Raw genomic sequence first — 26,090 nt, forward strand, 5'->3', positions numbered from 1 at the left:
GGCATACATCTTTAACAAATGAATAAGCGGGTCCGTATGATTCGGAATATTCTGCGCGCTACCTAAATCTGATCATGAGAAATTCGGATGCATTTACGTGGCGCAGCCCTGCTTTTCGTTCTTGGTGCAGCGTGTGCCCCGGCGCACGCCGAATTTGAACAGCAGCTTGGGCCTCTTGCGGGCACGGTCAGGCAGCAGTTGTTGCAGGGGTGGACGGCAGGTGTGCAGGATGGCTGGTTCACCTTGCAGAACAAGGCCACGCCCGGCAGCGAGCAAACGCTGTATGTGAATGTCGGCCCCGCGCCGGATGCCGGCCGCATCACTGACGTCAATGTGGTCGTCAGTTCGCAAAACCCCAAGGCTTCCATCGGCGTTGTCCTGAACAACCGCCCGCGCAAAAGCCTGTGCCTGCTTGAGATTTCGGCAGACAAGAATACGCAGCTCTTCTGTCTGGAAGGCCAGAACCGCCGCGATTTCGGCTCGGTGCCCAACGTGGCCAAGCTGGACGGCTCGGACCGCATCAAAGTGGTTGAAGTGCCCGGCGCCGCGCGCTTCATCGTGAATGGCCAGAAGATCGGCGACGTTGCCGATGTGCCCGCGCTGGGTGGCGACATCGGCATCATGGCGTATGACGTTGGCACGTTCGGTGTTGCGGACTTTGCCATCACCACCAATAAGGGCACCCCGCAAGCCGCGGCAAATCCGCCTGCCGGACTGCCGCCACGGACCGGACTGCCTCCTCGTGGTGGCGGCACGGGCGCCAGTCCGCAGAATACGGCACCGCCCGCCGCGCCGCCGCAGTCGGCACCGGCGCAAGGCAGCAATAATTCCGGCTTGCAGGGTGCGGGTCCGTACCCCCGTTTCGGCGGCGACACCGAGCGTATCGTCGCGGTGTACATCGGCCTGATGAAGAGCATTTTCATGCACGAATTCGGCCATGCCCTGATTGGTGAATTGGAATTGCCGTCGACGGGCGCGGAAGAAGACGCGGTGGATATTTACGCGGCGCTGCAGATCGTGGAACCCACCATGTACCCGTCGGGCAGCAAGGACGTGGACCGCATGGCGCGCGAAGCCGCCACCTACGCCGCCTTGCAGTGGTACTACAGCGGCAAGCTTTCCGAGGGCAAGGGCCAGGCTCCCTCGGCATGGCAGGACGAGCACACCGGCGACCTGAAGCGTTTTCGCAACATGCTGTGCATCATGTATGGCGGCAACCCCGAAGTGTTTGAATCCGTGGTGCGCCAGACCGGCTTTGAAGACCGCACCAAGGCGCGTTGCACCGACGAATTCAACAAGCAGAATCGCGCCTGGCGCAAGATCCTGGCGCCTCATACCCGCGTGGGAACCTGGACGCCCGATGGTTTGCAGCCCGCCAACGCGCCTGGCGCGCCGGTGAACGTGGTATTTGAACCGTCCACGCGCAAGATCGGCAACCTGTTCGCCAAGCACCTGTCGGACGCCATCAGCGAAAACATCAAGCTCTTGGGCAAGACGTATGTGCTGCCGCGCCCCGTGAACGTGGTCTTCAAGGACTGCGGCAAGCTGAACGCCTGGTACAGCCCGCGCGAAGGCTCGATCACCATGTGCTATGAGCTGATCGAGAACATCGCGGTGATGATTTCGGACATTGAAATGGGCACCGTGGGCGGCGAAGTGGTCGCCAAGGATGGTTCGGCGCCGCCGCCCCGCCAGCAATCGCCCGCGGGACAAGGGCAGGGCGCTGCCGCGCCGACGGGCGCCTTTGATGAACTGAAAGACAGCGGTGTGCCGGCCACCACCTTGCTGTTCACGGCGCCCTACAAAGGACCGACGCCTATTCAGCATTACCGCGCCAAGGTCATCACCACCAAGGACCTGGTGCCGCTGATCACGAACAACAAGAATATTGTCATCGTCGATACCAGCGGGCTGCGCGATACGCTGCCCATCGCCTATCCGCTGGCCGACGCGGGCTCGGACGGCAGCGTCAAGGACCACCTGCAAAGCGCGCTGGATGACTGGCTGTTGAAGAAGGCGGGCGGTAATCGCGGCGTACCCATTGTGCTGATGGGCGCCAGCATGAATGATCGATCGTCGTATAACGCAGCCTTGCGCGTGGGTACGCTGGGCTGGGATGCCTACTGGTACCGGGGCGGCATGGAGGCCTGGGTGGCCAATGGCTTGCCGACGGCACCGGTGAAGCCCGCGCAGAACTAAGCCTCGCGGTCCAGCGGATAGCGGCAAGCGATAAAAAGCCCGCCTGTTTCTATGCAGGCGGGCTTCTTCGTTTTCAGGCCGAGTGTTCAGCCCCAGCCTTCGGACCGGCTTACTTGCCTTGGGCGGCCAGCGCCAGGGCGGCGGCGTTGACGACCGCGGCAATCCGACCGGCGTCGCGCAGTTGCTCCGTCGACAGGCCGTCGTTCTTCAGGTTTTCGTAGTGCGAGGCCACGCAGAAATGGCACTTGCCAATGATCGAAGCGACCAGCGCAAACAGTTCAAAGCGCTTTTTCTCGACGCCGCCATGGGTGGCGTAGGCGTTCATGCGCAACTGGGCGGGCAGGCTCTTCAGGTTGGCGTCACCGGTCATTTCCACATAGGGATACCAGGTGTTGTTCATGCCCATCAGCGCGGACGCGGTCAGTGCGGCGTTGGCATCGCCTTCCGACAAACCGCTTTTGAAGGCCTCGACCAGCACCGGGCTGCGAGCGGCATAAGCGGCCGACAGGGCGGCGCCCACGGCGTCTTCCGGCGCCAGGGTCGAACGGGCAATCACGGCATCCAGATTCAGGCGGATATCCTTGGCCCAATCCGGGAGCTGTTCCTTAATGGTAGTAAGAAATTCCATAGTTTTTACCTATAATCTAGAGCAGTGAAAGCCCAGCGAGGAGCCTGCAAGCAGGCCCCGGGCCGGGCTGGAAATTACAGCGTGGCGCCGCCAACCGTACGGTTGCACGGGCACAGTTCGTCGGTTTGCAGGCCGTCGAGCAGACGCAGAACTTCTTCCGGGTTACGGCCGACGTTCAGGTTGTTCACCGAAACGTGCTGGATCGTGTTGTCCGGATCAACGATGAACGTGGCGCGCAGGGCAACGCCAGCACCCTTTTCGCGGACGCCCAGTTGGTCGATCAGGGCACCGGTGGTGTCACCGAATTGGTAGTGGCCCAGCTTGTTCAGGTCCGGATGCTCACGGCGCCATGCCAGCTTGACGAATTCGTTGTCGGTGGAGCCGCCCAGCAGGACGGCGTCGCGGTCTTCGAAATCCTTGGCCAGCTTGTTGAAGCCGACGATTTCGGTCGGGCACACAAACGTGAAGTCTTTCGGGTAGAAGTAGATCACCTTCCACTTGCCGGGGAACGAGCTTTCGGTGATGTCTTCAAACGCCGACACGCCATTTTCTTCGTGCTGGTTGAAGCCGGGCTTGACGCCGGTGACCTTGAAGGGCTCGAGTTTGTCGCCAACAGTTTTCATGTTTACTCCCAGTAGTTGTTGGTGGAGATAAGGCAGTGCCTCAAACCATAAATTCTACGCTATGGATTATCGTTGTCTAATTGATAATTCCTAAACTTGGCTTTGGGCAACTCTATCCGCGCGGTCAGTCCGCCGCCCTCGCGCGGCAGCATCCGCAGCGACCCGCCGACGTGCTTGAGCAAGCGTTCAACAATGGCCAGACCCAGCCCCGCGCCGCTGACACCGGTGCGTGCGGCCTCGCCGCGCGAGAAGGGCCGCAGCAAGCGGTCGACATCTTCGGGCGCAATGCCCGGACCACGGTCGCAGACTTCGATCACGATCATGCCGCCTTCGGCTTGCAGCGTCATGACAAGATGGGCCATGCCGTCGGTGGACCGGCCATAACGGCGCGCGTTCTCGATCAAATTGCTGACCACGCGCTTCAGGTCCAGCGCCGTGATCCGGGCGCGCAACCCGGGTTCCAAGGATGCCTCGAGTTCGCCGCCCAGCGACGCGGTGTGGCTGCGTTCTCGTTCGTACAGTTCGGCCAGCACTGCCGAGATGTCCGTCGCCAGTTGCGGCAGCGAACCGGCCGGCCGCGCGTATTCCATCAGTTGCCCGATGCTGTGATCGATCTGGCCCAGGTCTTCGTCAATAGCCTGGCGCGCGTCTTCCGACACGCCGCTAAGTTCGATCTCCAGCCGCATGCGCGCAAGCGGGGTGCGCAGGTCGTGGGAGATCCCCGCCAGCATCAGCTCGCGATCGGCCTCGGCTTGCCGCAAGTCCTTGGCCATCCGGTTGAACGAGGCGTTCAGGTCGCGGATTTCCAGCGGGCCTTGTTCCGGCAAGGCCGCGGGAGTCTCGCCACGAGACAACACCTGGGCCGCGCGCGCGAGCCGCGACAGGGGCCGGTTCACGAACCCCACGCTGACCGCCGCGCCGACAAGGGAAAGCAGCAACGCCGTGGCGCCCCATCCCAGCCATTCGATCCCGCCTGTCAGCCCGATCTGCTCTCGCTCGAACACCAGCCAGTACAGGTCTTTTTCAATCTGGAAGCTGACCCAGAAGCCGGGTACCTGGTTCACCCCCCAGGCGATCTGAGTTTCCGGACCGAAGCGCGTGCGGATATGCTGGGCCACCCGTTGCCAGTAATCGTCGTCGGGCAGGGCCTCGGCAAAGTCAGTGACTTCGCGCGGATAGACCTGAATGCCCTCGTTCGTGGCCAGGTCAAGCAGGAGCTTGCTGCGTTCGCCGTTCTGGGAATAGATGAGCGCCGTGCGCGTGATATTGACGGCCGTGATCACCCGCTGCGCCATTTGATTGGCGCGCGGTCCCAGCTCCATGCTGAAAAATACTTGTAGCCACGCGCCCAGGCTGACCAGCATCAGTGCGGCAAGCAGCAGGAACGTGCGGCCGAACAAGCCGAGCCGCAAACGTGAAGTCAGGTTCCTGAAGGTTCTGCGCAAGCGGGGCACGAGGCTGCGCTCCTGCCCAGGGCGGGCGACCCGGTCAGCTACCACCGTCCGGCACAAACACGTATCCAAGACCCCAAACGGTCTGGATGAACACGGGCTTGGACGGATTGGGTTCGATCAGCTTGCGCAGGCGCGAGATCTGAACGTCAAGGCTGCGATCGAAAGCTTCGTATTCGCGGCCGCGCGCCAGTTCCATGAGCTTGTCGCGGGACAGGGGAATCTTCGGATGGCGCGCAAACACCTTGAGCACCGAGAATTCACCCGTGGTGATGGGCACTTGTTCGCCGTTGCGCGTGAGCGTACGGGTGGACAAGTTCAGCACGTAGGGGCCGAAGGCGATGGATTCGTTCTCCTGGCTGGGGGCGCCGGGATGTTCCTCGGTGCCGCGGCGGCGCAGGATCGCGTTGATCCGTGCCAGCAGTTCCCGGGGGTTGAACGGTTTGGACAGGTAATCGTCCGCGCCCATCTCCAGGCCCACGATGCGGTCGATTTCTTCCGCCTTGGCCGTGAGCATGATGATGGGGGTATTGTCGTGGCCACCGCGCAGCCGGCGACAGATGGACAGGCCATCTTCGCCGGGCAGCATCAGATCCAGCACGAGCAAGTCAAAATGCTCGCGTTGCCAGAGTTTGCCCATCTCTTTGGCGTCTTCGGCGACGAAAACGTTGAATCCCTGCTCGGACAAATACCGGCGCAGCAAATCGCGCAAGCGCGGATCATCGTCGACGACGAGGATTTTTCGGGTGGGGGTGGTGTTTTGCGTATTCATGGCCGGAAATGTAACAGTGACAAGAACCAGCGGCTAGTGGGCGTTCACAAGATATTACACATTGCGAACCATGGTTGAAATCCCCCTTACAACCGGGGGCGGAGCCGCCGTATTTCGTACAATCTGCATCTATGGAACTAAACCTGCTGGCTTTGGAAACGTCTTCGTCCCGTTGTGGGGTGGCCCTTTTGCGCGTGCTCAATGGCCGCCTGGAGGTCTCGACCCGCGAACACGAGGGTTCTCAAGAGCACGCGGAACGGCTTTTGCCGATGGCCGGCGAGCTTTTGGCGGAGTCCGGCCTGACGCCGGACGCGCTGCACGCCGTGGCGTTCGGGCAGGGGCCGGGCGGTTTTACCGGCTTGCGCGTGGCTTGTGGCGTGGCGCAAGGCATGGGCTTGGGGCTGGGTATTCCCGTGGTGCCCGTGGTGTCGCACCAGGCGGTCGCCGCTCAGGTGGCCGATGCCACGCCGGCAGACGCCATCATTGTCGCGCTGGATGCCCGCATGAGCGAGGTTTATCTTGCGGTCTACCGCCGCCAGCAGGCCGCCACGGTCGCCGATGCCGGCTGGGACGTCCTGCAAGCGCCATTGCTGATTGCGGCGGCCGAAGTGGTGCCCTGGGCCACGCATCATCTGAACCAATGGTCGGCCAAGGCCGGCCAGACGCTGCAGCCACTGCTGGCGGGCGATGCCTGGGATGCCTACGCGTCCGACATGACCCCACCCACAGCGTGGCGCCGCGCCTCGGATGCGTTGCGCCCCGAAGCAGCCAGCGTGGCCCGCCTGGCGCGCCAGGCTTGGTTGCGCGGCGAAGCGCTGCCGCCCGAGGAAGCTGCGCCGCTGTACGTGCGCGACAAGGTTGCTTTCACCACCGCCGAGCGCATGCGCGGCGAGGGCGGCAACCCCAAGGCACAGGCTGCGCTGGCGTCGCAGGCCCCCCAACCCCCCGAAAACCCCGCCATCCCCGAAACTCCCGCAGCCCCGCTGCCGCTGACGCAAGCCGACCTGGACGAAGTGGTGGCGCTGGAAGCGCAAGTACAGGCGTTTCCCTGGACGCGCGGCAATTTTGCGGACGCGCTGGCGTCGGGCTACGGTGCCTGGGTGTTGCGGCGCGAGGGCAAGGTAGCGGCTTTTTGCATTTTGATGTTCGCGCCTGACGTGGCGCATCTGCTGGTGATCGCCGTGTCCAAACATTTGCATCGTCAAGGCCTGGGCGGCATCTTGCTGGACTGGTGTGAGCAGCAAGCGCGTGAGCGCGGGCTGGAAGGCGTGTTGCTGGAGGTGCGCCCGTCCAATACCTCGGCGGTCAGTTTCTACCAGCACCATGGTTATTTGCAGATCGGCGTGCGACGGGGGTATTACCCCGCTGAAAAGGGCGCACGCGAAGATGCGCTGGTGATGCAGAAGCGCTTTAACGCCGTGGCTGAGGTGGCGGCATGAGCCTGCCAACCCCCGCGACCGCGCCGCGCGTCAATCCGCTACAGCGGATCTGGCTGCGCGAAATCGGCATGGAGCGCCTGTGGTTAAGGCCGGCGCCCGTCGTCACTCCCCCGGCTGCCACGGTTCCGGTTGCGGGCCCTTCGGCTGACATGGCTTCCGCCGTCACGTCGCAAGCCCCTGTTTCAAAAGCAGTTTCTCCCGTTCCGCCTGCTGCGCCGACGATTGCCGCGAACGCGGTGGCACCTGCCGCCGCCGTGACGCAAGACGCTGGCGCCGCGGTCGAACAGCCTGCGCAGGTCGTCGTTCCCACGGGGCGGGCCACGGGGCGTCCGACCATCCCGGCATCCATCCTGAACCGTAGCGGGCCGCCACCGCGCCCGGTCCCCAAGACCGTGGAGGACGAAGCCGTCGAAGCACCGCGTGTTCCGGTGGCCGAGGCCGTCAAGAACGCCACCCTGGACGAATTGCGCGAGCAGGTCGTGGCATGCACGGCTTGTGGCCTGTGCCAGGGACGCCGCCACGCGGTATTTGGTCAGGGGGCGACGCCTACTCGTTGGCTGGTCGTCGGCGAAGCGCCTGGCGAGCAAGAGGACCGGCAGGGCCACCCTTTCGTGGGGCGTTCCGGGCAGTTGCTGGACGCGATGCTGGCCGCCGTGGGCATGAGCCGCGACACCGATGTCTTCATCACCAACGTGATCAAGTGCCGTCCGCCGGGCAACCGCAATCCCAAGCCCGAGGAAATCGCGTCGTGCAGCCCCTATCTGATGCGGCAAATTGCCTTGCTCAAACCCGAGCGCATCCTGGTGCTGGGCCGCTTCGCGGCGCAGACGCTGCTGGGCACGGACGCCACGATCGGTAGCCTGCGCGGCCGTGTGCATCAGTTGAAAACGGACGACGGCGAGATTCCGCTTATCGTCAGCTATCACCCGGCCTATCTACTGCGCAGCCCGTCTGAAAAGGCGCGTGCCTGGCAAGACCTGAAGCTGGCGTCCCAAATGGTTTGATACCGGCTCGGTGCCAGAACGAAAAAAAACGGGGGATGGTTAACATCCCCCGTTTTTGTCTTTCAGATCAATCGCTTAGTGCGTGGAGTCCAGCGCGCGCCCGTGGCCTTCCTGGCCAATTTGCTCGTGCAGGTTGGGGTCGGCCTGCATGTTGCGCTTGCTCCAGCGCATGAACACCACCATCAGCACCGCAACAACGGTGCCGAAGATGACGATGATGATGTTGATGGGCAGTTGCAGCCACAGCAGCAACGTGTACATCGCAACCATCAACAGAATGTTGAGCTGCTCGTTGAAATTCTGTACGGCGATGGAATGGCCCGCCGACAGCAGCACGTGGCCGCGATGTTGCAGCAGGGCGTTCATCGGCACCACGAAGAAGCCGGCCAGGCCGCCCGTGATAAGCAGCAGCAGATAGACGCTCCAGGGCGAATAGACCAGCGGCATCAGCAATACCACCAGCCCCATGGCGGCGCCCACCGGCAACACGCTCAGCGCGCGGCGCAGCGGAATGCGGCCGGCCAGGATGGAACCCACCACCGTGCCCAGAGCAGCCACGCCCATCAGCATCGAGGCTTTGTCCAATTGATAGCCCAGGTGGCTGCGGCCCCATTCGATGACGATGAGTTGCAGCGTGGCGCCCGCGCCCCAGAACAGCGTGGTGACGGCCAGCGAAATCTGCCCGAGCTTGTCTTTCCAGAGCACGCAGACGTAGCCCCAGAAGGTGCGCATCAGCCGAACCGGGTTTTTCTGCTGCGGCGGATAACGCACATGGGTGCGCGGAATCAACAGATTGCAAAGCGCTGCCAGCAGATACACGAAGGCGATCACCAGGATGGCGGCTTCGGCCGGCGTGTGCACCAGGCTGCCGATGACGGAATGGCTGAGCAGCGCGGCGGATACCGACGACGAGATCAGCAGGCCACCCAGCACCGTGCCCAGGATGATGGAGAAGACCGTCAGGCCCTCGATCCAGCTATTGCCCTTGACCAGCATGTGCGGGGGCAGCATTTCGGTGACGATGCCGTACTTGGCGGGGGAGTACGCGGCGGCGCCGATGCCCACGACGGCATAGGCCGCGCACACCAGATAGGTTTGGTATTCAGGGGCGACGCCGATGCTGGCGTACGAGAACATCAGCAGGCAGCCCGCCACCTTCAGGGCGTTGGTGGAGAACATGACGCGGCCCTTGGGAAACGAGTCCGCCAGGGCGCCGACAAAGGCCGCCAGCACCACATAAGCCAGCGCGAACGACCATTTCATCATGGGCGCCAACCAGTCGGGGCCGTGCAGCTCCTGTATCAAGGCGATGGCTGCGATGAACAGCGCATTGTCCGCCAATGACGAGAAGGCCTGCGCGGCCATGACCAGATAAAAACCACGTTTCAAGAATGTCCCCGTTCTTTGGCCAGCGCCCGGCCTGTCAGCGTGAAAATTATGTGTCGTGCCAAAAAGTGTCAGGGAGTATAGCCGGTGCCTTGCCGCGCGCTATTGCGCGTTTGCCCGCGAGTTGACCGTTGCTGACGTTTGGCCAGGGACTGCCTGCGGTATCATACGAGCCATATGTGAGCCGGCCCTTCTTGGGCCGGTTTGCAATCTGTGCGGCAGGTCCGTTAACGCCTTTCGTCAACCCACCCCGTCGTCATCGTACTGTGCGTCTTACTCAGCTAAAACTCGCCGGCTTCAAGTCCTTCGTCGATCCCACCGTGATTCCCGTGCCCAGCCAATTGGTAGGCGTGGTGGGTCCGAACGGCTGCGGAAAGTCGAACATCATCGACGCCGTCCGCTGGGTGCTGGGCGAGGCCAAGGCCTCGGAACTGCGCGGCGAGTCCATGCAGGACGTCATTTTCAACGGCTCGGGTAACCGCAAGCCCGCCGCCCGGGCCTCGGTGGAAATGGTGTTCGACAACAGCGAAGGGCGCGCCGCCGGCCAGTGGAGCACCTACGCCGAAATCGCCGTGCGCCGGGTCCTGACCCGGGACGGCACCAGCAGCTATTTCGTCAATAACCAGCAGGTTCGGCGCCGCGACATTCACGACATCTTCCTGGGCACCGGCCTGGGCGCGCGCGGCTACGCCATTATCGGGCAGGGCATGATCAACCGCCTGATCGAGGCGCGCCCTGAAGAACTGCGGGTGTTCCTGGAAGAAGCGGCCGGCGTGTCGCGCTACAAGGAACGCCGCCGCGAGACCGAAAACCGCTTGTCCGACACGCGTGAAAACCTGACCCGCGTCGAAGACATCCTGCGTGAACTCAATAGCCAGCTTGAAAAGCTGGAGGCCCAGGCCGAAGTTGCCACGCGCTACCGCGAGCTTCAGGCCGACGGCGAAAAGAAGCAGCATTCCCTGTGGTTCCTGAAGGAAACCGGGGCGCGCGAAGAGCGCGCCAAGAAAGCCCAGGAAATGGCGCAGGCCCAGAACGAACTGGAAGCCGCCATTGCCGGTCTGCGGGCGGGCGAGGCTGCGCTGGAATCCCGCCGTCAGGCCCATTACGCGGCCAGCGACGCGGTGCATACCGCGCAGGGCGCGCTATACGAAGCCAACGCCCAGGTCAGCCGCCTGGAAGCCGAAATTCGCCATGTGGTGGATTCCCGCAACCGCCTGCAGTCGCGTCGCGACCAGCTTCAGCAGCAGATCGCGGAATGGACCAGCCAGCGCGAGCATTGCACTGAACAAATCGCTCAGGCCGAAGACGACCTGGCCGCCGCCGCTGCCCGCACCGAAGAGGCGCGCGCCGCCGCGGAAGACGCCCAGGCCGGCCTGCCCTCGGTTGAACAACGCGTGCGCGAAGCCGCGTCCGGCCGCGACGAGATGCGCGCCGCCCTGGCCCGCGTCGAACAGAACCTGGCGCTGGTCGCCCAGACCCAGCGCGACGCCGATCGCCAGATGCAGGTGCTGGAGCAGCGTCGTGAGCGCTTGCAGCAGGAACTGCGTGAGCTGCACGCCCCGGATCCCATCCGCCTGGAACAATTGGCGGGCGACCGCCTGGCCGGCGAAGACCAACTGCAAGAAGCCCAGGAAGAACTGGCTACGCTGGAAGGCCGTGTACCGGAAGCGGATGCCGAGCGCAGCCGCGCCCAGGCCGCCGCGCAGACCGACGCCCAGAACCTGGCTCGCCTTGAGGCCCGCCTGGCGGCCTTGGTGAAGTTGCAGGAAGACGTGCAGAAGCAGGGCGCCCTGGAACCCTGGCTGGCCAAGCACGAGCTTGCCGGGCTGTCGCGCCTGTGGCAGAAGCTGCATGTGGAGCCGGGTTGGGAAACTGCCCTGGAATCCGCGCTGCGCGAACGCATGGCTTCGATGGAAGTGCGCAACCTGGATTGGGCCCGCGCCTTCGCCGAAGACGCGCCGCCCGCCCGCTTGGCGTTTTACCAATTGCCTGTGGCGGCCCCCGTGCCGCCCGCGCCCGCCGGCCTGACTTCGTTGGCCAGCCTGCTGCGCATCACGGATCCCGACCTGCGCACGCTGTTGAATGAATGGCTGGCCGGTATCTACACCGCCACCGACGTCACCCAGGCCCTGGCCATGCGGGCAAGCTTGCCAGCGGGCAGCGCCTGCGTGGTCAAGGCGGGTCACCTGATTGACGCGCACAGCGTCCGCTTTTATGCGCCCGACTCCGAACAGGCCGGCCTCTTGGCCCGCCAGCAGGAAATCGAAAACCTGCAACGCGAGATCAAGGCGCAACAACTGATCGCGGATCAGGCCCGCGCCGCCGTTGCCCGTGCTGAAGCGGCCTGGCAGCAGGTCACGCAGGCCATCGCCCCGGCGCGTACGCGCGTGGCCGAGGTCACGCGCCGGGTGCATGACATCCAGTTGGAGCACTCGCGGCTGCAGCAGCAGGCAGAACAATCCGGTGAACGCGCCTCGCGTCTGCGCCAGGACCTGGAAGAAATCAAGGTCCAGGAAGAAGACTTGCGGGCCACCCGCGAAGAAGCCGAAGCGCGTTTTGAGACGCTGGACGAAGAACTGGCCGAGCATCAGTCGCGCTTTGCCGATGCCGAAATCGATGGCGAAACCCTGGCTGCCCAGGCTGAAGCCGCCCGCACGCGCCTGCGCGAGCTGGAGCGCGCCGCCCAGGAGGCCGAATTCGCCGAGCGCGGCATCCAGGTCCGCATCACCGACCTGCAACGCAATCAGCAATTGGCCGCCGACCAAAGCCAGCGTGGCGCGGTTGAGCTGGAACAACTGATGGGCGATCTGGTCGAGTTGGACGCCTCGGCGTCGCAAGCCGGTTTGCAGGATGCCCTGGAAGCCCGCGCCGAGCGCGAAGAAGCGCTGTCGCGTGCCCGCCAGGAACTGGAAAACCTGGCCGCCTTGCTGCGCGGGGCCGACGAAGACCGCCAGCAGCAAGAGCAAACGCTGGAACCGCGCCGTGCGCGCATCATGGAACTGCAATTGCAGGAACAGGCCGCCCGCCTGGCCGAAGAGCAGTTCACCGAGCAATTGAACGCGCGCGAAGTCGACCGCGAGGCGCTCGCCCAAGACCTGGCCAATCAGCCGGACGAATGGCGCCGCGCCAGTTGGCTGCAACAGGAAGTGGGGCGGATCTCGCGCCAGATCGAATCGTTGGGCTCGGTCAACCTGGCGGCTTTGGACGAACTGAATACGTCGCGCGAACGCAAGGGCTTCCTGGATTCGCAACACCAGGACTTGATGACCGCCATCGAGACCCTGGAAGACGCCATCCGCAAGATCGACCGCGAAACGCGCGAGCTGCTGCAAGAGACGTTCAACATCGTGAACGGCCACTTCGGCGAACTCTTCCCCAAGCTCTTTGGCGGGGGCGAGGCCAAGCTCAGCATGACCGGCGAAGAAATCCTGGACGCGGGCGTGCAGGTGATGGCGCAGCCCCCCGGCAAGCGCAACAGCACGATCCACCTGCTTTCCGGTGGCGAAAAAGCGCTGACCGCAACCGCGCTGGTGTTTGCGCTGTTCAAGCTGAACCCGGCGCCGTTCTGCCTGCTCGATGAGGTGGACGCGCCGTTGGACGACGCCAATACGGAACGCTATGCGAACCTGGTCGCCAACATGAGCGAACAAACCCAATTCCTTTTCATTTCGCACAACAAGATCGCCATGCAGATGGCCAAGCAACTGATCGGCGTAACCATGCAAGAGCAAGGGGTTTCGCGTATCGTTGCGGTAGACATAGATTCGGCCGTGCAAATGATGGCCTCCGAAGCGGCATAAACCCTCTATTTAGAATGGCGCCGCCCCCCGGCGCGGGATGTACACATGAGTGATTTGCAGATCGGGCTGATAGCCCTGGGCGTCTTGCTGATACTGCTGGTGTTGGGATTCAACTGGTGGCAGGACCGGCGCGTCCGGCGCAAGATGCAAAGCCATTTCCCCACCTCTGAACAGGACCCGCTGCTGGGCGCGGGCGCCGCTGCCGGCGCCGCGTCGGCAACGGCCGGTGCAAGTCGGCGCGAACCCGGCATGGGCGCGGACGCGCCGCGCGCGCAGCCGGGCCAGCCGGCGCCGGTGGATCCGGGCAGCGATGCGGACGACGCCGAAGAGCCTGATCCCGCCTGCGAAGTGGTCATTGAAATCAACTTCGCCGAGCCCGTGCGTGGCGCCGACCTGCTGCCCTATATGCAAAGCCTGCGTCACGTGGGCCGCAAGCCCATGCGCGTGTTCGCCGAAACCGACCAGCGCCGCCACCGTGCGCGCGTGCATGCCGGCGAGTCCTATGCATCGATGCAATTGGCCGTCTTGCTGGCCAACCGCAGCGGCCCGCTGACCGCCATCGAATGGTCGCAGGCCTGGGCGCGTGCGCAAGACATGGCCGAACGATTCGACGCCACCATTGAAGGACCGGACCAGCAAGCCGTGCTGGAGCAGGGCGCCAGGCTGGACGACACCTGCGCCGCGCTGGACACCCAAGTGGGCTTGACCTTGTTGCTGGGTGCGGCCCAGCCGGCGGCGGAAGTGCTTGCCGTGGCCCGCGATACCGGTTTCCTGGCCGACGGCAATCGTTTGGCCTGGCCCGCTGAAAACGGCGTCACCCGCTTCACCCTGTCGCGCGCCGACGGCGCGGCCTTCGACGCGGGCATGGGTGGCGTGGAACGCCTCTACCTGCTGTTGGACGTGCCCTGCGCGCCGGCCGACAAGCGCGCCTTTGGCCGCATGGTGGACGTGGGCCGCGACCTGGCCGCGCGCCTGCGCGCGGAACTGGTCGATGATCAGGGCAAGCCGCTGGCGGAAGGCTCGGAGACCGTTATCGACGAACGCCTGCAAGTGCTGTTCGAACAGCTTGAACAAGCGGGCCTGCCCGCCGGAAGCGAGCGTGCTCAGCGGGTGTTTGCGTAAATGAGCGGCGCGTCTGGTGAAGTCAACCCCGCGGAAACCGCGGCTCGGCTGCGTGCCGAGATCGAGCAGCACAACGTTCGCTACTACGTCTACGACGAGCCTTCGATTTCGGATGCCGAATACGACGGCTTGATGCGGCAGCTTGAAGCCCTTGAGGCCGAGCATCCTGAGCTGGTCACGCCCGAATCCCCCACGCAGCGCGTGGGCGCGGCCCCGGTGTCGGCGTTCGGCAGCGTGCGCCATGCGGTGCCGATGCTGTCGTTGAACAACGCGTTCGACGAAGAAGAGGTCGTGGCGTTCGACCGCCGCGTAACAGACACTTTGCGCGGTGCTGGTCTTCTGGGACCGGCGCAGCAGGCCGATTATTTCTGCGAACTGAAGCTGGACGGGCTCGCGATCAGCTTGCGCTACGAAGACGGCCGGCTGGTTCAGGCCGCCACGCGCGGCGACGGCCAGACAGGTGAGGACGTCACCTCCAACATCCGCACAATCAAGGCGATACCGCTGCAGCTACAGGGCGCCGCGCCCAAGGTGCTGGAAGTGCGCGGCGAGGTGCTGATGAATCGCGCCGACTTCGAAAAATTGAACGTGGCGCAGGCCAAGCGTGACGAAAAAGTTTTCGTCAATCCGCGCAATGCCGCGGCCGGCAGCCTGCGCCAACTGGACCCTCGCATCACCGCCAAACGGCCGTTGCGTTTCTTCGCCTACGGTTGGGGCGAGGTGCAGGGCTTGCCCGGCAAGCAAGGCGGTCTGTTTGACGAGGCAACGGCTGGCGCCGGCCAGGCGTCGCAGTTGCCCGAAGCTTCGCACGGAGCCATGCTGGCCTGGCTGCACGCCCTGGGCCTGCCCGTGAACCTTAAGCACAACCACCGTGCCAAGGGCGCCGAAGGCTTGATGGCGTTCTACGCCCAGGTGGGCGCAATGCGTGCCAGCTTGCCCTACGACATCGACGGCGTTGTCTATAAGGTGGATTCGTTGCCGGCGCAGAAGGTGCTGGGTTTTGTGGCGCGCGCGCCGCGCTTCGCCCTGGCCCATAAGTTCGCCGCCGAGGAAGCCACGACCACGCTGCTGGACATCGAAGTCCAGGTCGGCCGCACCGGTGCCATCACCCCGGTGGCGCGCCTGAAGCCGGTGTTCGTGGGGGGCGTGACGGTCACTAACGCCACGCTGCATAACGAAGACGAAATCCGCCGCAAGGACGTGCGCAAAGGCGACACGGTCATCGTGCGCCGAGCCGGCGACGTCATCCCCGAAGTGCTGGGCCCCGTGCTTGAAAAGCGGCCCGACGACGCACAGGAATTCGTCATGCCCACGGCCTGCCCGGTCTGCGGCTCGGCCATCGAACGGCTTGAAGACGAAACCATTGCGCGCTGCACGGGCGGCTTGTTCTGCGGCGCCCAGCGCAAGCAGACCCTGTGGCACGCGGCCAGCCGCAAGGCGCTGGATATCGAAGGCCTGGGTGAAAAGTTGGTGGATCAGTTGGTGGACAGCGGCCGGGTCAAGACCCTGGCTGACTTGTACAGCCTGCGTCCGCTGGAACTGGTGGGCCTGGACCGCATGGGCCAGAAGTCCGCCGACAATTTGGTAGCGGCCATCGACAAGGCGCGTGCTCCCGGCTTGAACCGCCTGTTGTTCGCGTTGGGCATCCGTCATGTTGGAGAAACCACCGCGCGTGACGTCGCCCGGCATTTCGGCAGTATTGACGCCATCATGGACGCCGATGAAGATGCACTGTCGTCGGTGCCGGACGTGGGCCCGGTGGTGGCGGCATCCATCCGCCGCTTTTTTGCCGAGCAGCACAACCGCGACGTGATCGAGCAATTGAAGGAGCAGGGGGTCAACCCCGTGGCCGAAGCCGTGCCGCAAAGCACGACGCTGGCGGGCAAGACCTTTGTGCTGACCGGCACCTTGCCCAACTGGACGCGCGAAGAAGCGTCGATGCACATCCAGGCGGCGGGTGGCAAGGTCAGCGGGTCGGTGTCCAAGAAAACCGCGTATCTGGTGGCTGGCGTCGAGGCGGGCAGCAAGCTCACCAAGGCGCAAGAACTGGGCGTGACCGTGCTGGACGAAGATGCATTGAAAGAACTGCTGGGCATGTCGTAGCCGGACGTGATCAAAAGACGGTAGATCAAGGGCAGTAGACCAACGCGCAAATCAAAAAGCTGCACGCTCCAAGGCGTGCAGCTTTTTTTTGGTTTTAACGCACGATCCGCACGGGCGAAAAAAAACTGCCCGCATCGGCAGGCAGTTTCGGGTCTACGGCAGGCTTACTGGATCTTGGCCTTGTCGCGCAGTTGCTTCTGGTAGTCGGCCAGGGTTTGCTGGCGCAGCATTTCTTCCAGTTGCGGACGCACTTGGTCCAGCGGCGGGAATTCCACCGGGCGGGTGTCGTCCACCTTGATGATGTGCCAGCCGAACTTGGTTTGCACCGGCTTGTCGACCAGTTCACCCTTCTTCAATTGGGTCACGGCTTGAGCGAACGGCTGGACGTAGTTGGTCGGGGGAGCCCAACCCAGATCGCCACCCTTTTCGGCGCTGCCAGGGTCCTTCGAGTTTTTCTTGGCCAGGTCGTCGAACTTGTTCTTGTTGCTCTTGATCTGGGCCAGCAGGTCATTGGCCGTCTTCTCGTCTTCAACGAGGATGTGACGGACCTTGTATTCCATCTTGCCGGCTTGTTCCTGCTTGATCTTCTCGTATTCAGCAGTGACCTTGGCGTCCGACACCGGGTGCTTGGCCAGGTAGTCGGCCATCAGGGCGCGAACCAGGATGCCTTGGCGGGCCAATTCGATTTCCGTCTGAACGTCGGCTTGCTTGGCGATGCCGCTGGATTCGGCGGCTTGCACGAAGATCTGGCGGTTGATCATTTCTTGCTTGACCTGTTCGCGCAGTTGCGGCGAATCGGTGGCGCCCTGGCTAACCAGCAGCTTGACGAATTGATCCAAATTCTTTTGCGGAATGGCCTTGCCGTTAACGGTGGCCACGTTCTGCGCGAAAGCAGGCACGGCGATGACGCAGGCCGCAGCCAGCATGACGATGCGTTTCATGAATATCCTTTTACTTTCTATTTGGGAGCCTGGGCATCTAGCGCAAGCGCATGAATCGGATAGGGGATCAAATCTTGCAAATGATGATACACCAGCCTATGTCGCGCTACGGCGGAGAGCCCCGTGAAGCAAGGCGCTACGATGTGCACGCGATAGTGGCCGGCGCCGTTTTTACTGCCTTCGTGGCCGGCATGCAAATGCGAGTCGTCCAGGATGTCCAGCGTGACGGGGTCCAGGGCGGCCAGGCGCTCCCGGATCAGGGCAATGCGGTCGGTGGTGTCTGACATGGCGGCAATATGAAAGTTCCGGCGCGCACGCTTGGCGATGCGCGCCGATTATTGGACCGGCTGATGCCGTCTATGGCGGATCAGGGCTTGCTAGGCGGGGTGTCCGAGCTGGCGTTTTCGTCGGTTTGGATATGTTTGCCCAGCCAGACCGATTGCCCGATTACGAAGACGATCATCAGGCCCATCAGGCCAAAGGCCTTGAAGCTGACCCATTGCGACTCGGTGAAATGGCCCGAGAACGCCACATACAGGTTCAGCGCGCCAGCCACCAGGAAGAAGGCTGCCCAGACCAGGTTGAGCTTGTCCCATGCCGCATCGGGCAGTTGAATCTGCTTTTCCATCAGGCGACGGATCAGGTTGCGGCCGAAAAACAGGCGGGCGATCACCAGCGCGCCGCCGAACAGCCAGTACAGCACCGTGGGCTTCCACTTGATGAAAACATCGCTGTGCAGCCAGATGGTGGCGCCGCCGAAGACCAGGATGACGGTCAGGTTCACCCAGTGCATGGCTTCGGTGGGGCGGCCCGTTACCTTTAACCAGACAATCTGCAACACGGCGGCCGCCATGGCGACGGCCGTGGCGGTGAAGATGTCCGTGTACCGATAGGCAATGAAGAACAGGAACAGCGGGAACAGGTCGAACAGAAACTTCTTCATTCAGTTTTCTATGGGTTCAAACGTCATCGACAGGGAATTGATGCAATAGCGCAGTCCGGTGGGTGGCGGGCCGTCGGGAAAGACGTGGCCCAGATGCGAATCGCAGACGTTGCACAGCACTTCCGTGCGGACCATGCCGTGGGTGGTGTCGCGTTCTTCGCGCACCAGTTCAGGGTCCAGCGCCTGGAAGTAGCTGGGCCAGCCACAGCCGGCGTCGAATTTGGTGTCGGATGCGAACAGGGCCGTGCCACAGCCCACGCAGCGGTAAATGCCCGGCGTGGTCGTATCCCAGTAACGCCCGGTGAATGCGCGTTCGGTACCTTTTTGACGGGTGACCACGTATTCTTCGGGGGAAAGTTGTGCGCGCCATTCGGCGTCGGATTTGCGTACTTTTTCCATATCAGCTCTTGGAGTCCCGATGCCCGAAATGGTTCGGGCATAATCCCGCCCCATGTTAATCGAGTTTGACCAGGCGGTAGTGACGACGCCCCAGGCGGAAGTGTTGCGCGGGGTGAGCGTGACGCTGGCCGAACGCCGCATCGGTATTGTCGGCCCCAATGGTGCGGGCAAGAGCACGCTGGCGCGCCTGGTCAACGGCCTGGTGACGCCATCTGCGGGCAGCGTGCGTGTCGACGGCCTGGATACTCGCCACGACTTGAAGGCCGTGCGCCGCCGCGTGGGCTTCGTATTTCAGAACCCGGAAAACCAGATCGTGTTTCCGATCGTGCGCGAAGACCTGGCGTTTGGCCTGAAGCGCCTGGAACCCGACAAGGCGCGGCGCGAATCACGCATCGACAGCCAATTGAACGCGCTGGGCGTGGGCCACCTGGCCGACCGCAGCAGCCACACGCTGTCGGGCGGCGAACGTCAACTGGTGGCGCTGGCGGCGGTGCTGGTCATGGAGCCGGCGCTGGTCGTCTTTGACGAACCGACCACGCAATTGGACCTGCGCAACCGCAACCGGGTCCGCCATGCCATTGCCGCGCTACCCCACGACGCCATTGTCGTCAGCCACGATCTGGAATTGCTGGAAGACTTTGACCGGGTGCTGGTGGTGCGCGACGGCACGATTGCCGCCGATGACACTCCCGCCGCGGCCTTGCGCTGGTACCGGGAGCACTGCGCATGATCGAACCGCTTTATGTTGCCGGCGGCTCGGCGCTGCACCGGCTGCCTGCCTGGTTGAAGCTTGCCGCGCTGGTGGCGGCGGGGGCGGGTCTGTTCGTGCTGCGCGACCCGCGCTGGCTGGGTGCGGCGTTCGCGGCGGCGGCCCTGCTGGTGTGGTCGACCGGCGTGTCGGCGGCTGCCGTCTGGCGGCAGGTGCGCGGGCTGTTGTGGGTGTTGCTGGCGGTGGGGCTGTTCACGGGCCTGTTCCAAGGCTGGATGGAAGCCTTGGCGGTGGTGCTGCGTGTGGGCGCGATGGTGGGCTTGGCGCTGGCGGTAACGCTGGCGACCCGCACCTCGGACCTGATCGCTGTCTGCGAACGCGCCTTGATGCCGCTGGAACGCATCGGGCTGGTCGACGCCGGCAAGGTGGCGCTGGCCTTGGCGCTGGCATTGCGTTTCGTACCCGAAATCTGGCGCAACTTTCACGAGATCCGCGAAGCCCAGGCCGCGCGCGGCTTGGGGGCTCATCCGGTGGCGTTGATTGTGCCGCTGATTGTGTTGACCTTGAAACGCGCCCAGGAAGTGGCGGAAGCCATCGATGCGCGTAGTCTCTGAGCTGCCCGCACACCGGTACTCCCACGCCGTATTGATTCCATAAAGGTGAACCCATGAAATCCCACAATACCGTGCTGATCGCGCTGTTCGCGGCGTTGATCGTCGTCCTGAGCCTGATTCCGCCGATTCCCTTGCCGGGTATTCCGGTGCCAATTACCTTGCAGACGCTGGGCGCCATGCTGGCCGGCGCCATGCTGGGCCCGCTGCGCGGGGCGCTGGCTTGCCTGCTCTATCTGGGTTTGGCGGCCATCGGGCTGCCTGTGCTGCCCGGCGGACGCGGTGGCCTGGGCGCGTTCCTGGGGCCGACGGGCGGTTTCCTGGTGGGCATGGTGGTGGGCGCCTTGGTGATCGGCTGGCTGGCGCGTATGTTGCCGGCACGCGCAACCCAGGATTGGGCCAAGCTTGGCGGTTACGTGGTCGCTTGCGTGGTGGGCGGCATTCTGGTCGTGTATGCCTTCGGGGTGCCGTGGCTGGCGTCGGTCACCAAGATGGGCTTGCCCAAGGCGGCGGTGGCGGTGGCAGTGTTCTTGCCGGGCGATCTCATCAAAGCCGTGATTGCAGCGTGGGTGGCGTCACGGGTGGAGCGCGTCTGGCCGATGTTGGGTCGTTAGCCGCCGCGCCGGGGCGTCGTCCGGGATTCGCCGGGTGACAGGACCGTAACCCGGCACCGACTGGCTTTGCGGCATGCTGCGATTTCCAAGGGAATCCCCCAACTGACGGGCCGAAACGTTTTCAAGTACAAGTTCGCCATTAACGAATGCGTTTGCTAAATCAATGTTTCCGCAGCACATCAGGGATTTACCGTAGTTGCGCGACGTCATTTGATACTGTTTTAACCCTATAATATTTTTTTCTGTATAACTTTAACTAGGCTCGCTTCGCCTCAACCGAGGCACATAAGAGCCATCACAGGAGACAAAAATATGCGCAAGCACTTCGGCTTGTCCGCGGCGGCTGCCGCTTTCGCCTTGGCCGTGCCGCTCCTGGCGAGCGCCCAGGTCAAGGTCGGCGTAACGGTGTCCAGCACCGGCCCGGCCGCCTCGCTGGGTATCCCCGAACGCAATACCGTGGCGCTGCTGCCCAAGGAAGTGGCCGGCCAGAAGATCGAGTGGATCGTCCTGGACGATGCCACCGATACCACCCAAGCCGTCAAGAACTCTCGCAAGCTGGCCACCGACGACAAGGTCGATGTGCTGATCGGCACGTCCGTGACGCCGGGTTCGCTGGCCATGGTCGACGTGGCCGCTGAAGCCAAGGTGCCGATGATCAGCGTGGCCGCCAGCGCCAAGATTGTGGAACCCGTGGACGACAAGCGCCGCTGGGTCTTCAAGACCCCGCAGAACGACGCGCTGATGGCCGGCGCCCTGGCTGACGCCATGGCCAAGTCCAAGGTCAAGACCCTGGGCTTCATCGGTTTTGCCGACGCCTACGGCGACGGCTGGCTGGACGTGATGCAAAAGGCCGCCAAGGCCAAGGGCATCGAAATCGTCGCCATCGAAAAATACAGCCGTACCGACACCAGCGTGACGGGTCAGGTACTCAAGCTGGTCGGCGCAAAGCCGGACGCCATCCTGATCGCCGGCGCCGGCACCCCGTCGGCCTTGCCGCAAAAGGAACTGAAGGCCCGCAACTACGGCGGCACCATCTACCAAACGCACGGCGCCGCCAACAACGACGTGCTGCGCGTCTGCGGCAAGGACTGCAATGGCATGTACCTGCCGGCCGGTCCGCTGCTGGTCGCCGCCCAATTGCCCGATTCGAACCCGGTCAAGAAGTCGGCCCTGGCTTATGTCGAGACCTATGAAAAGGCCAACGGCGCCAACTCCACCAACACGTTCGGCGGCCACATGTGGGATGCCGGCCAATTGGTCGTGGCCGCGTTGCCCGTGGCGCTGAAGACGGGCGCCAAGCCCGGCACGCCGGAATTCCGGGCCGCCATGCGCGACGCCCTGGAAGGCGTGAAGAATCTGGCTGCGTCGCAGGGCGTGTTCAATATGTCGCCCACCGACCACGCTGGCTTCGACGAACGTTCGCGCGTCATCGTCAAGGTCGAAAACGGCAAGTGGGTCTATCAGCCCGACCTGTAATTTCTCCAGGTTTGCCCGATCCACGGATGTGCAACGCGAAGGGGGCGCCAGTGGCTGGCGCTTGCCTTGCGGCGCCTGAGCAATGCTTCGCACCGGCCTTTCCGGCCGGTGTGTCGTATCAGTGTTCCGGGCGGGGCCGGAACACCAAGAATCAATAAGGTTGTTAGATGGATTCCACAATTGCGCTGATCCTGCTGCAAGACGGTGTCGTCAACGGCGCTATCTATGCCCTCCTGGGCATGGCTCTGGTGCTGGTTTTCGCCGTTACGCGCGTCATTTTCATTCCCCAGGGTGAGTTCGTGGCGTTCGGCGCCCTGACCCTGGCCATGCTGGTCGACGGCAAAATGCCGGGCACGGCCTACCTGCTGCCGCTGCTGGGCGCCTTGTGCCTGGCGATGGAGCTGGTGCGTGCGATACGTACCCGCAACTTCGCCGGCCTGCCCAAAACGTTCTTGATCAGCGTCGTTCTGCCGCTGGCGTTGTTCTGGTTGACCAAGCACTACACCGCGCCCGACAACTCGTTGTGGCTGAACATGCTTTTGACGCTGTTGCTGGTGATCCCGATGGGGCCGATGGTCTATCGCATCGTCTATCAACCCCTGGCCGAAGCCACGGTGCTGGTGCTGCTGATCGTCTCGGTCGCCGTGCACTTCGCGCTGACCGGCCTGGCGCTGGTGTTCTTCGGCGCGGAAGGCTGGCGCACGCCGCCGTTCGTCAGCGGGCAAGTCGACTTCGGCTTCATGACCTGGTCCGCGCAGAGCCTGTTCGTGGTGGCCACCTGCGGGCTGCTCATCACCGCGCTGTGGTTGTTCTTCGGCAAGACGCTCTATGGGCGCGCGCTGCGCGCCACGGCCGTGAACCGTCGCGGCGCGCGCCTGGTGGGCATCAGCACCACCATGTCCGGCAGCCTGACCTTCACGTTGGCCACCGCCATTGGCGCCATGTCCGGCATGTTGATCGCGCCCATCACCACCGTGTATTACGACACCGGCTTCCTGATCGGCCTGAAGGGCTTTGTGGGCGCCATCATCGGCGGCCTGGCCAGCTACCCCGTGGCCGCCGCCGGTTCGCTGTTGGTGGGCGTGCTGGAATCGTTCTCGTCCTTCTGGGCCAGCGCCTATAAGGAAGTGATCGTCTTTACCTTGATTATCCCGGTTCTGGTCTGGCGTTCGTTCAGCACCCATCACGTGGACGAAGAGGAATAACCGCCATGAATCGCATTCTGCTCGCTGTATTCATCGTCGTCCTGGCGGGCCTGCCCTTGCTGCCGGTCACGCCCGAATTCTGGGTGACGCAACTCAATTACATCGGCTTGGCCAGCTTGGTCGTGCTGGGCCTGGTGCTGCTGACCGGCGTGGGGGGGTTGACGTCGTTCGGCCAGGCCGCTTTCGTGGGCCTGGGCGCCTACACCACGGCGTTCCTGACCACGCAGTACGACGTGTCGCCCTGGCTGGCGCTGCCCACCGGCCTGGTGCTGACTGCCGTCGTCGCCTACCTGCTGGGCGCGATCACCCTGCGCCTGTCCGGCCACTACCTGCCGCTGGGCACCATTGCATGGGGCCTGTCCTTGTACTTCCTGTTCGGCAACATCGACTGGCTGGGCAAGCACGACGGTATTGCCGGCATCGAGCCCATCAGCATTTTCGGGGTGTCGCTGGCCAGCGGCCGCAACATCTATTACCTGATCTGGGTATTCGTGCTGCTGGCGCTGTGGGCCACCCGCAACCTGCTCAATTCGCGTCCGGGTCGCGCCATCCGCGCCTTGAAGAGCGGCGCGGGCATGGCTGAATCCATGGGCGTGAACACTGCTGCCTACAAGGTCGTTATCTTCGTCTGGGCGGCCTTGCTGGCCTGCATTTCGGGCTGGCTCTACGCGCACATGCAGCGCGCCGTCAGCCCCAGCCCGTTTGGCGTCAACTACGGCATTGAATACCTGTTCATGGCGGTGGTGGGCGGCGCGGGCTACGTCTGGGGCGCCTTGCTGGGTTCCGGCGTCATCCTGGTGCTGAAAGACCAGTTGCAGAACTGGCTGCCCAAGCTGCTGGACACCAACGCCAACTTCGAGATGATCGTTTTCGGCGTGCTGCTGATCCTGATGCTGCAATACGCACGCAATGGTCTGTGGCCCATCCTGGCGGGCTGGTGGAGCAGCATTACCGGCGCCGACGGCTCGCGCCGCAACCTTGCGCCGCCTGCCGCCGCGCCGGCTTTGCCGACTCGCGCGCGGCCCCAAGCCGGGCAGGTGGTGTTGGAAGTGGACGCCATCCGCAAGGAATTCGGCGGCCTGGTCGCCGTGAACGACATCACGTTCAAAGTCAGCTCGGGCGAGATCATGGGCCTGATCGGCCCCAATGGCGCGGGCAAGAGCACGACCTTCAACCTGATCAGCGGCGTGTTGCCGGTGACGCGCGGCAAGGTCACATTCATGGGGCAGCGCATCGACAGCCGCTCGGCGCGCGAGATCGCCAAGCTGGGGGTGGGCCGCACGTTCCAACACGTGCAGCTGCTGCCGGGCATGACCGTGCTGGAAAACGTGGCATTGGGCGCGCACTTGCGTTCCGACGTGGGCGTGCTGGCTGGCGCCTTGCATTCGGATCGCGCCCGCGAGGCGCAACTGCTGCATGAAGCCGCCGAGCAGATCAAGCGCGTTGGCTTGGGCGAATACCTGTACGAACAGGCGGGCAACCTGGCGCTGGGCCAACAACGCATCCTGGAAATTGCGCGCGCCCTGGCGTCCGACCCGGTGCTGCTGTTGCTGGACGAGCCCGCCGCCGGCCTGCGCTACAAGGAAAAGCAAGACCTGGCGCGCGTGCTGGAGCAACTGCGCTCGGAAGGCATGAGCATTTTGCTGGTCGAACACGATATGGATTTTGTGATGCGCCTGACCAACCACCTGGTGGTGATGGACTTCGGCACCAAGCTGGCCGAAGGCGTGCCCGCCGATGTGCAAAAGAACCCGGCTGTGCTGGAAGCTTATCTGGGCGGCATCGACGACGACCTGCCCGAAGCGGATCAGGCAAAGCCCGTGTCCGCAGGAGGTGTGCAATGAGCGCAACGCAATCGCCCGTGCTGGAAGTCAGCAACCTGTCGGCCCGTTATGGCAAGGTTGGCGCGCTGGTCGGCGCGTCCTTGACCGTGCCGGCCGGCAGCATCGTTACCGTGATCGGCGCCAACGGCGCCGGCAAATCCACCATGCTGAACGCCATGATGGGGTCCTTGCCGCAAACCGGCCATGCGGCCGGCAGCGTGCAATACGCCGGCACCGACGTGTCCGGCTGGCAGGTCGAGCGCCGCGTGGCGGCCGGCATGTCGCTGGTGCCCGAGCGCCGCGAATTGTTCGGCACCATGTCCGTCGAAGACAACCTGCTGCTGGGTGGCTTTCGCCGCTATCGCGCCCGCGAGGCCGGCTGGCGCGATACGCTGAATGAAGTGTTTGAACTGTTCCCGCGCTTGCGCGAACGCCGTGGGCAACAGGCCGGCACCTTGTCGGGCGGCGAACGCCAGATGCTGGCCGTGGGCCGCGCGCTGATGGCCAAGCCCACCTTGCTGATGCTGGACGAACCCAGCCTGGGCCTGGCGCCGCGCATCGTGCGCGAGATCTTCCACATCATTGCGCGCCTGCGCGAAACCGGCGTGGCTATCTTGCTGGTCGAGCAAAACGCCCGCGCGGCGCTGCAAGTGGCGGACTACGGCTACGTGCTGGAAACCGGTGAAGTCATCCTGCATGGCCCGGCGCGCGAACTTGCCGGTGACCCGAAGGTGATCGAAAGCTATCTGGGGCTGGGCAAGGGCGCCGAAAAGGACTGAACCAAACCCCGAGCCAACTTTCTGGCTAGTTCGATGGCCAATAAAAATGCCGCGACCCGGATT

At 63.7% G+C, this 26,090-nt stretch carries 22 protein-coding genes; 13 read left to right on the plus strand and 9 right to left on the minus strand.

Annotated features, from left to right (window positions below):
- Positions 1-87 precede the first annotated feature (87 nt).
- Positions 88-2,199 carry a DUF4344 domain-containing metallopeptidase gene (locus ELS24_RS06845; RefSeq protein ID WP_127183721.1) on the plus strand — a complete coding sequence of 704 codons (2,112 nt, stop codon included), beginning with the start codon at positions 88-90 and terminating at the stop codon, positions 2,197-2,199.
- Positions 2,200-2,308: 109 nt separating this feature from the next.
- Here ELS24_RS06845 and ELS24_RS06850 read toward each other — a convergent pair whose 3' ends face one another.
- The 4 genes from ELS24_RS06850 to ompR all read right to left on the minus strand — a co-directional run bounded on the left by ELS24_RS06850 (position 2,309) and on the right by ompR (position 5,673).
- Entirely contained in the window at positions 2,309-2,827 is a 519-nt protein-coding gene (locus ELS24_RS06850) for a carboxymuconolactone decarboxylase family protein (protein ID WP_006223770.1), read from the minus strand.
- A gap of 74 nt (positions 2,828-2,901) precedes the next feature.
- A complete protein-coding gene (locus ELS24_RS06855) occupies positions 2,902-3,450 on the minus strand; it encodes a peroxiredoxin (protein ID WP_006217982.1) in 549 nt (182 codons plus the stop codon).
- Positions 3,451-3,509: 59 nt separating this feature from the next.
- Positions 3,510-4,904, minus strand: a complete 1,395-nt coding sequence (locus ELS24_RS06860) for an ATP-binding protein (RefSeq protein ID WP_050448558.1) — start codon at positions 4,902-4,904, stop codon at positions 3,510-3,512.
- Between the two features lie 34 nt (positions 4,905-4,938).
- Positions 4,939-5,673: a two-component system response regulator OmpR gene (gene ompR, locus ELS24_RS06865; protein WP_003813882.1), complete on the minus strand. Its 735-nt coding sequence runs from the start codon at positions 5,671-5,673 to the stop codon at positions 4,939-4,941.
- 131 nt (positions 5,674-5,804) lie between these two features.
- Between ompR and tsaB the strand changes: the two genes are divergently transcribed.
- Positions 5,805-7,112, plus strand: a complete 1,308-nt coding sequence (gene tsaB / locus ELS24_RS06870; RefSeq protein ID WP_127183722.1) for a tRNA (adenosine(37)-N6)-threonylcarbamoyltransferase complex dimerization subunit type 1 TsaB — start codon at positions 5,805-5,807, stop codon at positions 7,110-7,112.
- The gene (locus ELS24_RS06875; RefSeq protein WP_127183723.1) at positions 7,109-8,116 is read left to right on the plus strand and encodes a uracil-DNA glycosylase; all 1,008 of its coding nucleotides are present in this window, start codon (positions 7,109-7,111) and stop codon (positions 8,114-8,116) included. The genes tsaB and ELS24_RS06875 overlap by 4 nt, the downstream gene beginning before the upstream one ends.
- A 75-nt stretch (positions 8,117-8,191) precedes the next feature.
- Here ELS24_RS06875 and lplT read toward each other — a convergent pair whose 3' ends face one another.
- A complete protein-coding gene (gene lplT / locus ELS24_RS06880; RefSeq protein ID WP_127183724.1) occupies positions 8,192-9,505 on the minus strand; it encodes a lysophospholipid transporter LplT in 1,314 nt (437 codons plus the stop codon).
- A gap of 263 nt (positions 9,506-9,768) precedes the next feature.
- Between lplT and smc the strand changes: the two genes are divergently transcribed.
- From smc to ligA, 3 genes are read left to right on the plus strand one after another with little or no spacing between them, the layout of a single operon-like run.
- On the plus strand, positions 9,769-13,302 hold the full coding sequence (smc, locus tag ELS24_RS06885; RefSeq protein WP_127183725.1) for a chromosome segregation protein SMC: 3,534 nt from the start codon (positions 9,769-9,771) through the stop codon (positions 13,300-13,302).
- A gap of 45 nt (positions 13,303-13,347) precedes the next feature.
- Complete coding sequence (locus ELS24_RS06890) at positions 13,348-14,424, plus strand: cell division protein ZipA C-terminal FtsZ-binding domain-containing protein (protein ID WP_127183726.1); 1,077 nt, start codon at positions 13,348-13,350, stop codon at positions 14,422-14,424.
- Complete coding sequence (gene ligA, locus ELS24_RS06895) at positions 14,425-16,527, plus strand: NAD-dependent DNA ligase LigA (RefSeq protein ID WP_127183727.1); 2,103 nt, start codon at positions 14,425-14,427, stop codon at positions 16,525-16,527.
- A 164-nt stretch (positions 16,528-16,691) separates the two neighbouring features.
- Here ligA and ELS24_RS06900 read toward each other — a convergent pair whose 3' ends face one another.
- The 4 genes from ELS24_RS06900 to msrB form a co-directional block, all read right to left on the minus strand.
- Positions 16,692-17,468 (minus strand): peptidylprolyl isomerase, encoded by a 777-nt coding sequence (locus ELS24_RS06900; protein ID WP_050447596.1) that lies wholly within the window; start codon positions 17,466-17,468, stop codon positions 16,692-16,694.
- A 17-nt stretch (positions 17,469-17,485) separates the two neighbouring features.
- Entirely contained in the window at positions 17,486-17,755 is a 270-nt protein-coding gene (locus ELS24_RS06905; RefSeq protein WP_083447412.1) for a BolA family protein, read from the minus strand.
- Between the two features lie 80 nt (positions 17,756-17,835).
- Positions 17,836-18,411: a septation protein A gene (locus tag ELS24_RS06910; protein WP_050447598.1), complete on the minus strand. Its 576-nt coding sequence runs from the start codon at positions 18,409-18,411 to the stop codon at positions 17,836-17,838.
- The gene (gene msrB / locus ELS24_RS06915) at positions 18,412-18,810 is read right to left on the minus strand and encodes a peptide-methionine (R)-S-oxide reductase MsrB (protein WP_050447599.1); all 399 of its coding nucleotides are present in this window, start codon (positions 18,808-18,810) and stop codon (positions 18,412-18,414) included.
- 52 nt (positions 18,811-18,862) lie between these two features.
- Between msrB and ELS24_RS06920 the strand changes: the two genes are divergently transcribed.
- The 7 genes from ELS24_RS06920 (at position 18,863) to ELS24_RS06950 (ending at position 26,027) form a co-directional block, all read left to right on the plus strand.
- Positions 18,863-19,540: an energy-coupling factor ABC transporter ATP-binding protein gene (locus tag ELS24_RS06920; protein ID WP_127183728.1), complete on the plus strand. Its 678-nt coding sequence runs from the start codon at positions 18,863-18,865 to the stop codon at positions 19,538-19,540.
- On the plus strand, positions 19,537-20,133 hold the full coding sequence (locus tag ELS24_RS06925; RefSeq protein WP_050447601.1) for an energy-coupling factor transporter transmembrane component T family protein: 597 nt from the start codon (positions 19,537-19,539) through the stop codon (positions 20,131-20,133). The genes ELS24_RS06920 and ELS24_RS06925 overlap by 4 nt, the downstream gene beginning before the upstream one ends.
- Positions 20,134-20,186: 53 nt before the next feature.
- The gene (locus tag ELS24_RS06930) at positions 20,187-20,744 is read left to right on the plus strand and encodes a biotin transporter BioY (RefSeq protein WP_050447602.1); all 558 of its coding nucleotides are present in this window, start codon (positions 20,187-20,189) and stop codon (positions 20,742-20,744) included.
- A 312-nt stretch (positions 20,745-21,056) separates the two neighbouring features.
- On the plus strand, positions 21,057-22,220 hold the full coding sequence (locus tag ELS24_RS06935; protein ID WP_050447603.1) for an ABC transporter substrate-binding protein: 1,164 nt from the start codon (positions 21,057-21,059) through the stop codon (positions 22,218-22,220).
- A 167-nt stretch (positions 22,221-22,387) separates the two neighbouring features.
- Positions 22,388-23,425: a branched-chain amino acid ABC transporter permease gene (locus tag ELS24_RS06940; protein WP_050447604.1), complete on the plus strand. Its 1,038-nt coding sequence runs from the start codon at positions 22,388-22,390 to the stop codon at positions 23,423-23,425.
- 5 nt (positions 23,426-23,430) lie between these two features.
- Entirely contained in the window at positions 23,431-25,269 is a 1,839-nt protein-coding gene (locus tag ELS24_RS06945; RefSeq protein WP_050447605.1) for an ABC transporter permease subunit, read from the plus strand.
- Complete coding sequence (locus tag ELS24_RS06950) at positions 25,266-26,027, plus strand: ABC transporter ATP-binding protein (RefSeq protein ID WP_050447606.1); 762 nt, start codon at positions 25,266-25,268, stop codon at positions 26,025-26,027. Before ELS24_RS06945 ends, ELS24_RS06950 begins: the two co-directional genes overlap by 4 nt.
- Positions 26,028-26,090 lie beyond the last annotated feature (63 nt).

Origin of the sequence: Achromobacter spanius, from assembly GCF_003994415.1 — a bacterium.
GTDB lineage: Bacteria > Pseudomonadota > Gammaproteobacteria > Burkholderiales > Burkholderiaceae_B > Achromobacter > Achromobacter spanius_C.